Below are 15,892 nucleotides of genomic sequence, written 5' to 3' on the forward strand. Positions count from 1 at the left end.
AGCCCCTGTGGTTCTTGCGGCCCAGTACGCCGACGGCGACGAGGTCTTCCAGGAGGGGGGCTGGTTTCTGCTCCGGGCAGGCGAGTTGGTCGTACAAGCGGTGCTGAATGGCCAGCGCGACGTCCAGACCGATCGTGTCGAGGAGTGCGAAGGGGCCCATGGGGTAGCCGTAGCCGTTCTGGATGGCGGTATCCGTGGCCTCGATGTCGGTGCCGGGGCGTTGCAGCAGATTGACCGCCGCGCCGAGGTAGGGGAAGAGGAGGCAGTTGACTATGAAGCCGGCGCGATCAGGACAGGTGACCGTGGTCTTGCCCAGACCGGCGGCGAAGGCCTGGGCGCCGGCGAACACGTCGTCGGAGGTGACGTCGGTGCGCACCAGTTCGACGAGTCGCAGTACGGGCGCCGGGTTGAAGAAGTGCATGCCCACGACATCGGCGGGGCGTCCGGTGGCTTCCGCGCAGGCTGTCACGGACAGGCTGGAAGTGGTGGTCGCCAGGATGGCTTCTGGTCTGGCCACCGTGCCGAGCCGGGCGAAGAGGGAGCGCTTGACGTCGAGGTCTTCCGCCACCGCTTCGATGATCAGATCGCAGTCCGCGGCTGCCTGCACGGCCGTGGCAGGGGTGAGCGATGCCAGGGCCGCGGCCTTCTGCTGGGGGGTGATCCTGCCTCGGCGGACGGCGCGGGTCAGGGATTCGGAGATCGCCGCGAGGGCGGTTTCGGCCTTCTCCCGGCTGCGCGCCACCAGCACGGTGGGATGACCTGCGGTCGCCGTGACCTCCGCGATACCGCGGGCCATGACGCCTGAGCCCAGCACGGCGACCGTACGCACCGGGCGGCGGACGGTGGCGGGGCGGTCCACGGCCCTGTCTCGTGGTGTGGTGCCGCCCTCGTTGTCGTATGTGTAGAAGCCTTCGCCGGTCTTGCGTCCCAGGCGGCCGGAGTCGACCATGCGGGTCAGCAGCGGGGCGGGGGTGAAGGAGGTGTCGCCCGTCTGCCGGCGCAGTCTCGTCAGGGTCGCGTGGGCCGTGTCCAGTCCGATGGTGTCCAGCAGTTGCAGCGGTCCGGTCGGCAGACCGCAGCCAAGGCGCATCGCCGTGTCGATGTCATCGCGTGTGGAATGGCCGGCGTCCAGGAAAGCCACGGACTGGTTCAGGTAGGCCATCACGAGTGCGGTGGCGTCCTGGGCCGGTCCGGCGCCGATCTCGACCCGTGTCAGGCCCAGTTCGGCGATCAGCGAGTCGACGGCGCCGGCGGTGGACGGGGAGGTCAGGGCGGTGGGTACCGGTTCCACCGTGCCGCCGGGGCCGGGCGGGACGAGGAAGCGCAGACCTGCGACCGTCTCCGGTCGGCCGGAGGCTATGGCGAGGTGAGGGATGGAGAGGGTGGAGGTCGTCGTGAGCACCGGGGCCCCCGAAACCTCGCTGATACGGCGCAGTGCTTCGGTCTTGACGGCCAGGTCGTCGGATACGGCCTCGATCACCACGGTGGCGTCCGCGAGTGCCGCCACATCATCCGTGAAGACGATCGGCTCCACCGCGTCCGCGGCGACCGCCTTGAGACGGTTGCCGACCCGTGCGAGTGCGTCGAGGTCGGTGTCGACAGCCACGATCCGATGGCCGGCCTGGTGGGCCAGGCGCAGGAATGCCTCGCCGACCGTGCCGAGGCCGACGATGCCTGTGAGGGATCGCGGATCGCTCGTCGCTGGATCGGTCGTCATGACGTTCCTCGCACCTTCTGCTCGCGGAAGCGATTGATGGCGTCGATGTGCTGGGCGCGCAGTTCGTGGTCGCGCACACCGAGGCCCTCCCGCGGGGCCAGGCAGAGGATGCCGACCTTGCCCTGGTGGAGGTTGGCGTGCACCTCGTACGCCGCGTGCCCGGCCTGCTCCAGTGGGTAGACCTTGGACAGCGTCGGGTGGATCCTGCCCTTCGCGATCAGCCGGTTGGCCTCCCAGGCCTCGCGGTAGTTGGCGAAGTGCGAGCCGACGATGCGCTTCAGCGACATCCACAGGTAGCGGTTGTCGTACTCATGCTTGTAGCCGGAGGTCGAGGCACAGGTGACGATCGTGCCGCCCTTGCGCGTGACGTAGACGGACGCGCCGAACGTCTCCCGGCCCGGGTGCTCGAAGACGATGTCGACGTCCTCGCCGCCGGTGAGCTCCCGGATGCGCTTGCCGAAGCGCTTCCACTCCTTGGGGTCCTGAGTCTGCTCGTCCTTCCAGAACCTGTAGCCCTCGGCATTCCGGTCGATGACCGCTTCGGCCCCCATGGAGTGGCAGACGGCCGCCTTCTGCGGTGACGAGACCACACAGACGGGGTTCGCGCCACCGGCGAGCACCAGCTGGGTGGCGTACGAACCGAGTCCGCCGCTCGCGCCCCAGATCAGCACGTTGTCGCCTTGCTTCAGCTGCGCGCCGTTGCGGGAGACCAGCTGCCGGTAGGCAGTCGAGTTCACCAGCCCCGGAGCGGCGGCCTCCTCCCAGGTCAGGTGCTCCGGCTTGGGCATCAGCTGGTTGGACTTCACCAGCGCCAGCTCGGCGAGGCCACCGAAATTGGTCTCGAAGCCCCAGATGCGCTGCTCGGGGTCCAGCATCGTGTCATCGTGGCCGTCGGGGCTCTCCAGTTCGACGGACAGGCAGTGCGCCACGACTCGGTCGCCCGCGCGCCAGCGGTTCACGCCGGGCCCGGTGCGCAGCACCACTCCCGCCAGGTCGGATCCCAGCACGTGGTAGGGCAGGTCGTGGCGCTTGGCCGACTCACTGAGGCGTCCGTAGCGCTCCAGGAAGCCGAAGGTCGGCAGCGGCTCGAAGATCGAGGACCACACCGTGTTGTAGTTGATCGCACTCGCCATCACCGCGATCAGGGCCTCGCCCGGTCCCGGCTCCGGCGTCGGGACCTCCTGCACCTGCAGGGACTTGCGAGGATCCTTCTCCTTCGAGTCCATGCCCTCGAACATCGCGGTGTCCTCCCGGCGCACCACGTTGCCCCGGTAGTACTCCGGCAGGCGCAGACCCGTCACATCTCGCGATGTGACATCCTCCGAGAGCAGAGCGCCGATGATCTCATCCATGTGCCATCCCGTGACGTGTCGAGTGGATCAAGCCGTTGCTGTTCCGAGCGGAGTTCGTCGAGCCAGGCGATGAAGGCGCTGACGGCCGGCCCATGGCCTCCATCGCGGGCGTGCGCCCGGCCGTCCCGGCCGGCTGCGGGACTTGCGGAGCTGGAAGACGTACACCTGCAGCGCCGCGTCCGCACGGCGGGGTGGGCTGATGGACCGGCTGCCGTCCTCGTCCAGTAGGCGAAAGCGAACCTAAAATCTCACACCGCATCAGATCTCCTGCCGCCCTTGAATGGAGAACTTGACTACCGGGCTGTTACCAGGAGATGACCTTGGACATTGGAGTGTCATCCGGCCGTGCCGGAGGGCGGCACGGCAGAGGCGGAGCATGAGCACGGCCGGGCAAGGGCACTCTTGGACTGAGGGGTCCGGGATGAAGACCCGGAGCAGTCCCGGGAGTTGATCGGAAGACGGACTGACGGTTCATCACATAGCGCAATGGTCATTCACGTCTGTTGGACCGCGATGCGCCATAGGTCGGGACACACACCCCGCGCCAGGATGCCGGTTCCTCTCCACACCGGCGCCGGCGCCGGCTCATCGCCCGGCGCGCTTGGCCTCCGGCACCGTCGTTGCCGGCACCGCTTCCCCTCCTCGCCATCGCCGTCCACGCTGGACCGCCGCGGCGCGAGCCGGTCGGGGTCGAGGGAGGCTGATCGGCGGGGTCTCGCCGACGAGCACGTGGGGGGGAACGGCGTTGAGGGCGAGCCGGATCAGCAGAAGCTGTACGGCAAGCAGCACTACGGCAGCTGCCGTCGGCACGGAGCCCCGGCCTGCTGCGGGCGGGATACCGGGTGGCCGGACCGGGCGACGCCTTCCCCCGCTGCGCCCGCGACCCCGGCACCGGCGAAGTCGAGTGGGCGGACGCCTACGATCACCTCCATGAGCGCGTGGAATCACAGCCTGAACGCCGCGGGGATCCAGGAACCGCAACTACGCAAGGACTACGGCATCCAGCGGAGACTGGTGGCACGATTCCGCCGCGCCTCCTACCTCGCGGCGCGCCTGTTGTTGCCGCGAGCGGCCCTCCCCCACGTGGTGGCGGCGACGGCCTTCATGCACCACGGCGACAACCTCCTCGACACCGGGCCCCGATCACAGCGCGCCACGGCCTGGGCGATCTGGGAACAGGACGTGCGCAAAGCGCTGGACACCGGAGCGAGCGACGACCCGCTCATCCGCACGCTCCTGCACACCATGGGCGCGTATCCCCGGCTGCGGGAAGTGCTGGAGGAGTACCTGTCCACCGCCACCGCCGACCTGGAATTCACCCGCTTCACCACCGAAGGCGACTACCAGGCCTACGTGGACGCCTATTCCCTGCCCGGGTTCATGCTCATCGCCTCGCTTCTCGGCCCGGAAGACGACGACGGACGCTTCAGGGCCGGCTGCCGGACCTTCATCGACGCAGGCCAACGCCTCGACTTCACCAACGACCTCGCCGAAGACCTGCGGGAAGGGCGGCTCGGCATCCCCCTTGAGACGCTGGAGCGCTTCTCCGTCACCGTGGAAGACCTCGCAGCGGGCCACGCGGCAGCGGGCGTGGAGCAGCTGATCGTCCATCAGGTCACTGCGGCCCGCACCGGTTTGGAGGCAGCCGGGGAACTGACCTCTCTGGTCGCGGCCCCCTACCGGGCGTTGGTGGGCGCCCTGATCGAGATCGAGCTGCTGACGGCGGAGGCCGCGCTGGCCCGCGGCGCCGGACTGCTGCGCGGCCCGGCGTCCCCGCCGGTGGCGGGCACCCTGCGGGTACTGTTCAACGCTCGCAGAAAGGCCCGCGTGGCTCCGACGGGTGAAGAGGCCTCGTGAGCACTGACACCCTGTGCCCACTGCCACGCCGAGCCGTCGCCCGGCTGCCCGCGGTACTGTCGGCGGCCTCACTCGGCGGCCGTCGTGTCCCGGGTCCGTGACGGTGAAGGGGCGGGGGTGGACGGCTCGTCGGTGCGCCAGCGTTGGGAGCGGCGGATTCTGTCCTTGGGGACGGGCTTCAGAAGGATGACCGCACCCTCGGCGCGACGGACGGGCGTCACGGCCAGTCCGGGATTCGTGGCGATGGTGAGGAGGCCGTCGGCCGCCAGGTCGTACCGGGTGTCGCCGTCGTCTTCGTCGTCCCGGTCGTCCCGGTCGTCCCGGCTCTCCGGGTCGGCACACGGTCGCAGGGCGAGGCTGCCGGCCGGCTCGGCGTTCAGGCAGAGTCCGGGAGCCGCCTGGTTCCGCAGTCGTCCCCGGTCCTCCAGCCACCACAGCTGGGTCGCCGATCCCACGCACTCCGCCGTCACCGCGAGCGCTCCCACCGCCTCCTGGGCGGCAGCCACGTCCAGGCACAGGCCTGTCCGCACGTTGCGCAGCCGCGTGACCAGCGGCTCGTTCACACCGGGCGCCGTGGAGGCGCTGGGTGACCGGGGGGCGGTGGACGATCCGGGCACCGAGTCGGACGGGCTCGGGGCGGGGCCGGCCGCTCCCTGGCTGTCGTCATCGGCTCCGCTGAGGGCCATGGGAGCCGCCGCGATCACCCCGCACAGCACCACACCCATGGCGGCGAGCAGCGGCCACCGGCGGCGTGCCCGCGGTGCCTCCTCACCCGCGTCGGTCGGCCGGCCCTCGGCGCCCGCGTGCTCCGGGGCGGGCCCGGAACGCGTGCGAGCCGATGCCCTCGCCCGGCGGGCCGGCCGGGTCATGAGGTAGTCCGCCGCGCGGAAGCCGAGGACGGCCTCGGCGAGCAGGGCGGGGAGCCGGTTCGGGAACTGATCCAGTTGGTCCGCCGCCGCCCCGCAGTAGGCGCAGGCCTTGAGGTGTTCGCGCACCTCCGCGATCGTCTCGCCCGACCCTTGGCGGCTGCGGACGTCGATGAGCCGATTGAGGCGGCGGCAGCTCTCGTCGGGCGCGAAGTCGAGGTGGGCCCGCACGCACTCGTCGCGCAGCAGCGTGCGGGCGCGCTCGGTGTTCAGCAAGGAGGGCTCGACGCCGAGCAGGAACGCCACCGCCCCGACGTCCTCCCCCTCGACCTCGGTGTGCCACAGCAGTGTCTGGGTGCGGTCGGGCAGATTGCGGAAGGCGTACAGGACCAGGCCTCTGTCACCTCTCCCGCCGTACGTGCCGGGCGCCGAGCGGCGGGCGTCACGAGTTCTGCCGTCCCGCAGGTCCGGGTGGAGAAACGAGCGCCTGTCATCGGTGCTCCATTCCCGGGCCGCCTCCAGGACCGCCGCGAGCAGCCGTGGCCGCCATGGGAAGTCGGCGTCGGCGTGTGATGCCATGGCCTCGTGGGTACTGCGTAACGCCTGCCCGGCGAGTCGTTCCGCGGCGCCCGGGCTCGGTGCGGTGCATAACGCGGTGTAGTCCAGGACGGGTTTGCCGTGCAGCGCGAGCAGGTCCTCGACCGAGGGCGCCGTGCCCCCTCGTTCCTCCTCGCTCGGCTCCGTCCGCTCGGAAAGGAAATCGTCTCCGGGCGTCGAGCGCTCTCCTCCGTACAGGAGAGCTTCAGTCGCGGGAGCACCATCCATGAGCCCGGTCTCCTCCCTGTTCTCTGCCGTTCTCCGCCGCCGATACAGCCCACCGCAGTTCCGCGCTCGGGCGCCCGAGCCGGACGGTCGCGATCACACCGGTCAGCCAGGAGTACGTGCCGAGCGATGACACAGTTCACCGCATCCGCAACGCGTAGGCGCGGAAAGCCGCCCGGGCGTTGCCCTTGAGGACCAGGCGCCTCCGACTACTCCTGATCTCGGGCGTCGGCGGCAGCCAGCAGTTCATGCGCGACCGCGTTCACCGGTTCCACCGCGCCCTGGCGGTCGAAGCGGAACAGGACCGTGCCGCTGGTCTGGGCCCAGGTGCGGGCCTGGGGGGTGTAGCCGGCGGCGGAGAAGAAGACGCCGGTCTTGCCCTCGTGCACGGCGACGCCGTGGAGCTGTTGCACGGTGGGCCGACCCGTGGCCTTGCCCTCCAGCTTGACCTGGGCCACGGCGTCGGCGCCGACCACGTCGATGCCGCCGTCCGCGCCGACAGGGGTGACCACCGCGTCGGTGAAACCGAGGTAGCGCATCCACTCGGCGGCGATCAGCTCGGCGTCGCGGGCCTCGCGGATCAACCGCTCGGGCGGCCGGCCGGCGGGCACGGGGGCCGTACGGCGGGTCGTGGCGGCGAGTTCACGGGCGGCGAGGGCCGCCTCCAGCCCATGGTTGGAGGCGAAGTGGAAGGTGCGCGCGCCGGAGGCGAGGAAGCCGTACTCTCCGGGCTGGATCTCGGGGTGGGCGTCGCGGTAGACGACGTCCCGGTCCTTCACCACCAGCGCCCTGTCGGTGACGATCGCCAGTGGCCCGGCACCACTGCCGGAGGGGCCCGGCGCGGCGCCGACGGCGAGCCCGAGTATCCACTCGTCGGCGGCGACATGGGCGCGGGCCAGCTTGGTGAACCGCACCTCCAGCGGCTGTGGGTCGAAGGGACGCAGACGGGCCATGCAGGCGGCGATCGCGTCCTCGACCGTCGCGCCGAGCGGTGGCAGCTCCTCCAGGAGCCGCTTCGCCTCCTGCCCCAGGTCCCGGACGGGCACGGTCCTGGCCGTCGACGCGGCGCCATCGACGACCGCCTGGATCGCACGCTGATCGGCGGCGGCCACCCGGGCGGCGGGGCTGAAACCGGCCCTCCAGACGACCGCGCCCAGCGAGGCGAACAAGCACACCCACAGCACTGCCCACGACGTCGACACCATCGCCACCACCACACTCGCGGCCATCGCCGCACAGCCGAGGGTGGGAGTGCTGATCGCTGCGCTGTTCTCCGGCGGACACGGTTCACCGTCCGTCCGCCGATGCCGGGCCATGCCCTGCCGAGTCGCCGCCACCTGCTGACCGCACAGCGGACACGCCAATGTGCTCATCCCGCCCACCCCCACACCCGGTATTCCTTGGTCAACCCCCGGCCCGGAGACTAACAGCGGCCACTGACAGCACCGCGGGCTCTCCCCCGGCCAGGTGGACGGACGGCAGGGTCCGCCCCGCAGTGCCTCGTGGTCCTCAGGGCGGTACGGGCGCACTGCGGGAGCCTGGGTCGTCGCGGCGTCCTCCGGGACGGGGAGCGCTCCCACAATCTGTTTGTCCCGGCGGCGCACCTTCTGGCCCGCCAGGCCGCCCGGTCACCGCCCGGTGCCCTCCTCCGGTTCGCGGGACGGCCTCGGACGGCCCACAATGGCGCTGGGCGGTCGGGGCCGCCCGCGCCCGGCAGGCCGGGAACAAAGACCCGTCTTCGGCCTGTGGGCGCGGTGCGTCGCATGCGCACAGACTTGGATGAGCCCTCCGGGAGGGGGTACTCGACCGGGCGCCGGTGGTTGCCGTCAGCCCCGGTGCCCGCGCTCTTCCCGGCTCCCGGGAGAAGGGAGTGTCCCCATGTTCGCGAGCCGGGTCACAGGTTCTCCGTGTCCCGGGTCCGGTCACGGGCCGGTACGCCGTCGGGGAGACGTTCCCGCGCCGGGCGCCGGCCGCGGGGCTCCGCGGTCGGCGCTGTCCGGGCATCGGACGAGAACGGTGTACGGGCCGACGGCCATCTACCCGGGCCGGCTCCTCCACGCCTGTCGCTGTGCGCCCTGGGTGCGTCCGGCCGGGGCCTGCGGAGGGATTCCGTCACTTCGGGATCCTTCTCCCGCTATGTGGCCTGATCGTAGGTTTCGAGATGCGGCGTGTTGGTCAGGGAAGCCTGGACGCACCTGCCCGACCAGGTGTCCCGGCGTCGGCCGAGGGCACACGGCTGTCACCACTTAGCGGGAAGGGCCACATCACGTGCGAACCGTCGGAGTGGAAGAGGAACTGCTCCTGGTCGACCCCGAGACCGGCGAGCCGCAGGCGCGGGCTGCGGCGATGCTCGCCCGGGCGGCACGGGAAGGCGCGGGGCAGGAGGTGTTCCAGAAGGAACTCCACGACGAACAGGTCGAGTTGGCCACCCATCCGCAGTCCAGGATGGCGGAGCTGGGGGCCGAGATCATCCGCTGTCGCAAGGACGCCGCACGCCATGCCGAGGGGCTGGGCAGCGCGGTGGCGGCCCTCGCCACGTCGCCGCTGCCCGTGAAGCCGACGATCACCGTGGACAACCGGTACCGCTGGCTGACCCGGGAGTTCGGCCTGAACAACCAGGTCATGCTCGTCTGCGGCTGCCATGTCCATGTGTCCGTCGACTCCGAGGACGAGGGCGTCGCCGTCCTCGACCGGATCCGGCCATGGTTGTCCGTCCTGACGGCGCTCAGCGCGAACTCGCCGTTCTGGCAGGGCAGCGACACCCTGTACGCCAGCTACCGCAGCCAGGTGTGGGACCGGTGGCCGATGGCCGGTCCGGCGGAGATCTTCGGCTCGGCGGACCGGTACCACCGGTGCGTGGAGGATCTGCTGGCCACGCAGATCGTGCGCGACCAGGGCATGGTGTACTTCGACGCGCGGCTGTCCCCGCGGTATCCGACCGTCGAGATCCGGGTCGCCGACGTCTGTCTGCACCCGGACACCACGGTCCTCATCGCTTCCCTCACCCGGGGGCTCGTCGACACCGCGGCGCGCGAGTGGCAGACGGGCGTGGAGCCGCTGGGGCACAGCCCTGAGCTGCTGCGGCTGGCGACGTGGCGGGCCGCCCGGTCCGGCATGTCGGAGAACCTCCTGGACCCCACGACCATGCGGCCCCGGCCCGCCGTCGACGTCATCCGCGCCCTGCTCGACCAAGTCGAGGACGCGCTCACCGACAACGGCGACCTCGACCGGGTCCACGAAGCCCTCGCCGAGCTGACCCGGCGCGGCAACGGTGCCCGGGTCCAGCGGGAGGTGCTGGAGCGGACGGGCAGCCTGCGCGACGTCGTCGCGGCCTGCGTACGGCATACGCAGGCATGAGGGAGCCGTGCGCGCCGGCCCCGCGTGCGTGGGAGCCGCCGTCCGTACGGGATACCGACCGGCGTCGGTCGCCCCCGTCCGTACAGGACACCGACCGGCGTCGGTCGCCCCCGGTCCGCGGGGTTACGGCTTGTACGCCACTCCGCCGTACACGTCCGTCGGCTCCGGGTTCGTGCCCGGCTCCGGGCGCCACAGGGGGCAGGAGACGATGCCGGGTTCCAGCAGTTCGAGGCCCTCGTAGTACGCGGCCAGCTGGCGGGGGCTGCGCAGGACGTACGGGACGGCGCCGGTGTCGTCGTAGCCCTCCTGGGCGCGCTTGAGTTCGGCGTCGGTGTCCGTGCTGTCGTAGTGGACGAAGTAGCTGCCGGAGGGGAGGGCGGCCTGGAGGCGGCGGACGATGTCCTTGGCCTCCTCGTAGTCCTGGATGTGCCCGAGGATGCCCATGAGCATCAGGGCCACCGGCTTGCTGAAGTCGAGGATCTTCCCGGCGGCTTCGAGGATGCTCTCGGGGTCGTGGAGGTCGGCGTCGACGTAGTCGGTGACGCCTTCGGGGGTGCTGGTGAGCAGGGCCTGGGCGTGGCGCAGGACCAGGGGGTCGTTGTCGACGTAGACGATGCGGGACTCGGGGGCGACCTTCTGGGCGACCTGGTGGGTGTTGTCGTAGGTCGGCAGGCCGGTGCCGATGTCGAGGAACTGGCGGATGCCGAGTTCACGGGCGACGAAGGTGACCGTGCGGATGAGGTAGACGCGGGAGGCGCGGGCCATCGTCTCGATGTTGGGGGCGATCTCCTTGTAGGCGTCTCCGGCTACGCGGTCGACCTCGTAGTTGTCCTTGCCGCCCATCCAGTAGTTCCAGATACGGGCCGAGTGCGGCACCGTGGTGTCGATCTTCGACAGGGCTTCCTGATCGGGGGTGGGGTTGCCGTCTGCCATGGGAACTCTCCTGCCTCACATCACGTCGTCTTCGCTAACCTACCGTCAACTGGCGTGTACTCCACCAGAGTTGGCGCTGATGAGCCACGGGTGCGCGGATGGGGCGGCCCGGTTCGCCCACACCGATGGTCACCACGGGTACATGCTGGGCGAGGGTGCGGAACGCCCGGATGTAGGCGAGGGCGGCCTCCACGGCCTCGGTCTCCTGGCCGCGGCACGGCTCGTGGGTCTGCTCGTACGGGGCGCGGTCCGCCGCGGTCAGATGGAGCATGACGCCGTCGCGTTCGGCGACGGCCTCGGCGAGGTCCAGCGCCTGGATCCAGGTGACCCGGGAACGGCCGCGGCGCAGCGGGCCGTAGACGAGTTCCGCGACGAGGGCGCTGTCGACGGCCAACCGCCCTGGCCCGGCGAGGAGTTCACGGTAGGGCAGCGCCGGGTCCAGGTGGTGGAGGGCGGACGGCATGCGCCGGATCTGGAAACCCAGATGGGCCAGTTCGGAGATGAGGTGGGCCCTGCCGAGTCCTTCGTGGCCCTCGATGATCAGGGTCCGGTACTGGGTGAGCGTGGGTGGCAGGGTCATCCCCGCCCCTCGGGAGCGGCCCGGCCGGGGCGGCCGGCGTGTCCGGCGGGCGGCATGGCTCGACCCGGGACACGAGGCGGCGTACGCATGCCGCTCCCTTCGAGTGGTGCGCGGCGGGTGTCAACTCCCCCAGTCTGGGCGGGTGTCGTGGGTGACGGGAGTCCGGGCGGGGGTTGTCCGGTTGTGCGGGCGTAGTGATCCGCGGGACGGCCCGTACGTCCGCCGGTCGGTGCGGTAGTCGTACGTGCGGCGCGGTGACCGCGCCGGGACGGCGGTGCTCCGCGTGTGTCAGGCGATGAGGAAGTCGGCCTGGCCGGCCTTGGCGCCCTCCAGGAACGCGATCATCTCCTCGCGGGAGTAGACGAGGGCGGGGCCGTCGGGGTCGGTGGACTGGCGGAAGGCGACGCTGCCGTCGGGGAGGCGTTTGGCCTCGACGCAGGAACCGCCGTTGGTGCCGCTCCAGGGCTTGTGCCAGCCCTCGGGGCCGAGGTCGGGTGCGGGCATGCCGCTGCGGATGGGGCCGTTGGGTGTCATGGTTCATAACTCCTTGCGTAGTTCCGCCAGGATGTCCCTGGTTCTGGCCACGGGTTCCGCCTGCACGGACATGCGGTCCAGAACCTCCAGGTAGGTCACGACGTCGGCGGGCTGGTCGACGTACTGGGCGCCCGCCAGGCCCTCGGTGTAGACGATGTCGGGGAGTTCGGAGAAGCCGAAGCGGAAGTAGTGGAAGGGGCCGTACGCGCCGGGGTGCGGGCCGGCCGCGAAGCGCATGATCTGGATGCGGATCTTGGGCCGTTCGGTGGCTTCGGCGAGCCTGTCGATCTGGGCCCGCATGACCTCACGGCCGCCGACCGGTCGGCGCAGCACGGTCTCGTCGAGGATGGCCCAGACGGCGGGTGCCTCGGGTTTGATCAGCAGGTCCTGACGTCTGAGGCGCAGCGCGACCCGGCGTTCGATGTCGTCGGGGCTCGCGTTGGGGAAGCCGACGCGCAGGAGCGCGGCGGCGTAGTCGTGGGTCTGCAACAGGCCGGGGACGTACTGGGGTTCGTAGAGGCGGATGACGCCGGCTTCGCTCTCCAGGCTCACATACGCGCTGAACCAGTCCGGCAGCACGTCGCGGAACTTGTGCCACCAGCCGGGCTGGTTGGCCTCCCGGGCGAGGGAGAGGAAGTCGTCGATCTCCGTGGCGGAGACCCCGTAGGTGCGCAGCAACTCCTTGACGTAGGGGATGCGGAGGCCGACCTCGGCCTTCTCCATGCGACGGACCGTCAGCGCGGTCACCTCGATGGCGCGGGCGGCCTCGTCGAAGGAGACTCCGGCCTGCTCCCGCAACTGCCGGAGCCGTTTACCGAGAACCATGCGCAGGACCGTGGGCGCCGCCGGGGCGCTCCCTCCGACGCGGGTCTCACTCACGTGCAACCTCCCGGGCGGGATTCACAGCGTGCAGTGTGCCACGCCGACCGTTGACACGGACAGCTCCTTGCAGTTCATTCTGAAAATATCAGGACGCAGGTTGCGGGCTGAGTTGTTCGGCCACCATAGTGATCGAGTGACCTGGCGCACACAGTGCGCCGGCGTCCCTCGAACCCCTCCGGCCCGCCCCGGAGTTGGCGCCACGGCGGGTACGGGTGAAGCCGCGCGCCGACATGATGCGAGACCTGGATGGCCCCCGTGACGAACGGATTACCTAGGAACCCGGTGAAGGGAGCCGGCGGGCCCAACAAGCCGCTGGCGGCTGCTCTGAAGGAAGCGGGCTGCTCGTACGCGTCGCTCGCCTTCAGGGTGAATGAGCTGGGCCGCTGTCAGGGCCTGGAGACCAACTACGACAAGGCGTCGGTCACCCGCTGGCTCCAGGGCCAGCAGCCCCGGGGCAACACACCGGAGTTGATCGCGGCCGTGCTCGGCGAACGGCTGGGCCGCGCGTTGACCCCGGCGGACCTGGGTTTCCCCCTCGATCGTGGCCGGCCGGTGGCGGGGCGGGCCCTGCTGTACGGAGAGAACGTGGCGGAGACACTTCACACGTTGGCCGAATTGGGTTCCACGGACATCTCCCGGCGGAGTCTGCTGGGTTCGGTGCCGTTCGTGCCGGGTGCGCTGGCGAACCCTCAGCGGGCGTGGCTGCTCTGGCTGGTGGAGGAGCGCGACACCGCGCGTCCGGCGTCCGTGTCGGGTGCGGGGCCGGTGGAACAGGTCCACGCGATGATCCGCATGTTCGACGAGATGGACAACCACTACGGCGGCGGCGGGGTGCGCACGAGCATCGTGCAGTATCTGACCGCCGAGGTCATCCCCCTGCTCCAGCAGCGCGGCACACCCGCCAACCAGCGGCGGGAACTGTTCGCCGCCGCGGCCCGGCTCGCGGCCATGGCGGGCTGGAGTTCGTACGACGCCGGGGAGTACGGCCTGGCCCAGCGGTACATGACACAGGCGCTCAGACTCTGTGCGGAGGGCCATGACCAGGTCCTGGGCGGGCAGATCCTGGCCGGGTTGTCCCATCTGGCGACCAGCCTGGGCCGTCCCGACGAGGGGGTGGCCCTGGCCCGCGCCGGTGTCGCCACCGCGAAGGACGCAGGCAGCCCGCTCGGGCTGATGCGGCTGCACGCCATGTCCGCGCGCGGCCACGCGGCGCTGGGCCGGCCGCGCGAGACCGCCGAGGCGCTGCGCGCGGCGGAGAAGCAGCTCGACGCGAGCCGGGATCCCGCCCAGGAGTCGCCGTGGGTGCGGTACCTCGACCACCACTACCTCCAGGCCGAGTCCGCGGTCTGCTTCCGCGACCTGGGTCTCGCCGCGCAGGCCGAGCACACCGCGAGCGAGTCGGTACGGGCCCACGCCGACCGGCGCCGCCGACAGGCCATCAGCCGCTCCGTGCTGGCGACGGCCCATCTCCAGCAGAACCGGCTGGACGAGGCGATCGCCACCGCCGACGACGCGCTGGAGGCGCTCAGTGGGGTCCACAGCGAACGGTCGATCCAGGCCCTGCGCGACTTCCGCGGACGCCTCGCGTCCCACCGCCATGAGCCCTTGGTCCAGGACTTCGAGCGCCGGTCACGGGTGGTGCTGGGCGCAGCCGCCTGACGGTGACCCGCTCCGGCCCCGGTTTCCGTATCTGACGGTGGCCGGGGTCAGTAGCCGTCGGGCGAGGGTGCGTTCTGGGCGCGGTCCACGGGCAGATGGGCGCCGGAGACGCCGCTCGCCCAGTCGGACAGCAGGAACACCACCGTGTGTGCCACCTCGTGCGGGGTGACCAGGGCGCCGGTCGGCAGCTCCGCGCCGACGAAGGCGTCGTACGCCTCGGGCTCCCGAGTACGCATACGGTCCCAGCGGCGGCCGGGGATCAGCATCGAGCCAGGTGACACGACGTTGACGCGGATGCGGTCGGGGCCCAGTTCGCGGGCGAGGGAGGCGGCCAGGTGGATCTGGGCGCTCTTGGCCGCGCCGTACTGGGCGTGCGGTCCGGGTTTCCAGCCGGAGATGGAGCCGATCAGCACGACGGAGCCGCCGGCCGCCCTCAGGTGCGGCAGTGCGGCGCGTACGAGGCGGACGGCGTGCCCGACGTTCAGGTCCCAGGTGGCCGACCAGTCGGCGATGTCGGCCTGTGCGAACGTGCCGCCCCGGGAACCGCCGACGCAGGCGACGACGCCGTCCATCCCACCGAGGCCGGCCGGTTCGGCACTGGCCGGTACGGCATTGTCTGGTTCGACGCTGTCCAGCTTCGGACCGATCACTTCCGGACCGATCACTTCCGGACCGGTCGCCTCCGGACCGGTCGCCTCCGGACCGGTCGCCTCCGGACCGGTCGCCTCCGGACCGGTCGCCTCCGGACCAGCCGGATCCAGACCGGTCGGCTCGGCAGCGGCTGATGCGACGGCGCCCGGTACGTCCATACGCCCGGCTTCGCCGAAACGTTTCGCCGAAGCGGTGACGAACTCCTCCAGCCGTCCGGGCTCCGTCACGTCCAGCTCGTCGGTGAACAGACGGGCCCGCTCCTCGCCCGTCAGGGACGCGCCCAGCGCCGTCAGTCCGGCCTCCTCGCGCGCACAGGTCGCCACCCGGGCGCCCTCGGCGAGGAGGAGCCGCACGATGCCCTCGCCCAGGCCACGGCTGCCCCCGGTGACCACCACTCTCTTGCCCCGCATACCGGGCCACCCGGCGGGGACGTGCCGCTCCGGTCGGGGCGGGCTGTCGTACACGTTCACCATGGTGGCGAACATACAGCTCGCGCCACTACCTGCCCGCAACTGCACAACCCCTCCACCACCTGGTCTTTTGTGTGTCCGGTGCTGTTGACTGAAACGCGGCGCACTGCGGTTCGCCGGAGAACAGCTGACGGTCCTGTTCCGAACGGAACTGATCTCCCGCTTCCTGTACGGCTTTCTGGAGCTGCATATGACGGCGGATGCAGTCGCGG

General features: G+C 70.9%; 12 protein-coding genes. 3 read left to right on the plus strand and 9 right to left on the minus strand.

The annotated features are described in order from the left end of the window. The coding region (locus STRIP9103_RS33125) for a 3-hydroxyacyl-CoA dehydrogenase family protein (RefSeq protein ID WP_048821432.1) at window positions 1-1,717 on the minus strand (1,717 nt) is incomplete at its 3' end. Next, window positions 1,714-3,069: a crotonyl-CoA carboxylase/reductase gene (ccrA, locus tag STRIP9103_RS33130; RefSeq protein WP_009327903.1), complete on the minus strand. Its 1,356-nt coding sequence runs from the start codon at window positions 3,067-3,069 to the stop codon at window positions 1,714-1,716. The genes ccrA and STRIP9103_RS33125, both read right to left, overlap by 4 nt. A gap of 930 nt (window positions 3,070-3,999) precedes the next feature. Between ccrA and STRIP9103_RS33135 the strand changes: the two genes are divergently transcribed. Next, window positions 4,000-4,926 (plus strand): squalene/phytoene synthase family protein, encoded by a 927-nt coding sequence (locus STRIP9103_RS33135; protein ID WP_048821433.1) that lies wholly within the window; start codon window positions 4,000-4,002, stop codon window positions 4,924-4,926. Between the two features lie 68 nt (window positions 4,927-4,994). Here the strand turns inward: STRIP9103_RS33135 and STRIP9103_RS33140 are convergent, their stop codons facing one another. Further along, entirely contained in the window at window positions 4,995-6,617 is a 1,623-nt protein-coding gene (locus STRIP9103_RS33140) for an RICIN domain-containing protein (RefSeq protein WP_009327900.1), read from the minus strand. Window positions 6,618-6,823: 206 nt separating this feature from the next. Continuing rightward, window positions 6,824-7,987 (minus strand): restriction endonuclease, encoded by a 1,164-nt coding sequence (locus STRIP9103_RS33145; RefSeq protein ID WP_234022362.1) that lies wholly within the window; start codon window positions 7,985-7,987, stop codon window positions 6,824-6,826. 895 nt (window positions 7,988-8,882) lie between these two features. Here STRIP9103_RS33145 and STRIP9103_RS33150 point away from each other — a divergent pair. After that, entirely contained in the window at window positions 8,883-9,971 is a 1,089-nt protein-coding gene (locus STRIP9103_RS33150; protein ID WP_009327894.1) for a glutamate--cysteine ligase 2, read from the plus strand. Window positions 9,972-10,094: 123 nt separating this feature from the next. On the opposite strand, the gene STRIP9103_RS33155 is transcribed toward STRIP9103_RS33150, so the two are convergent. From STRIP9103_RS33155 to STRIP9103_RS33170, 4 genes are all read right to left on the minus strand, one after another. Continuing rightward, on the minus strand, window positions 10,095-10,904 hold the full coding sequence (locus STRIP9103_RS33155) for an SAM-dependent methyltransferase (RefSeq protein ID WP_009327908.1): 810 nt from the start codon (window positions 10,902-10,904) through the stop codon (window positions 10,095-10,097). Between the two features lie 34 nt (window positions 10,905-10,938). Further along, complete coding sequence (locus STRIP9103_RS33160; RefSeq protein WP_009327893.1) at window positions 10,939-11,484, minus strand: hypothetical protein; 546 nt, start codon at window positions 11,482-11,484, stop codon at window positions 10,939-10,941. 288 nt (window positions 11,485-11,772) lie between these two features. After that, window positions 11,773-12,018: a DUF397 domain-containing protein gene (locus tag STRIP9103_RS33165; RefSeq protein WP_009327899.1), complete on the minus strand. Its 246-nt coding sequence runs from the start codon at window positions 12,016-12,018 to the stop codon at window positions 11,773-11,775. A gap of 3 nt (window positions 12,019-12,021) precedes the next feature. Continuing rightward, window positions 12,022-12,843 (minus strand): helix-turn-helix domain-containing protein, encoded by an 822-nt coding sequence (locus tag STRIP9103_RS33170; protein WP_048821435.1) that lies wholly within the window; start codon window positions 12,841-12,843, stop codon window positions 12,022-12,024. Window positions 12,844-13,146: 303 nt separating this feature from the next. On the opposite strand from STRIP9103_RS33170, the gene STRIP9103_RS33175 reads away from it, so the two are divergent. Next, window positions 13,147-14,559 (plus strand): tetratricopeptide repeat protein, encoded by a 1,413-nt coding sequence (locus STRIP9103_RS33175; protein WP_048821434.1) that lies wholly within the window; start codon window positions 13,147-13,149, stop codon window positions 14,557-14,559. 47 nt (window positions 14,560-14,606) lie between these two features. Here the strand turns inward: STRIP9103_RS33175 and STRIP9103_RS48570 are convergent, their stop codons facing one another. Beyond that, on the minus strand, window positions 14,607-15,683 hold the full coding sequence (locus tag STRIP9103_RS48570) for an SDR family NAD(P)-dependent oxidoreductase (protein WP_234022363.1): 1,077 nt from the start codon (window positions 15,681-15,683) through the stop codon (window positions 14,607-14,609). Window positions 15,684-15,892 lie beyond the last annotated feature (209 nt).

The organism is Streptomyces ipomoeae 91-03 (genome assembly GCF_000317595.1).
Classification (GTDB): Bacteria; Actinomycetota; Actinomycetes; order Streptomycetales; family Streptomycetaceae; genus Streptomyces; species Streptomyces ipomoeae.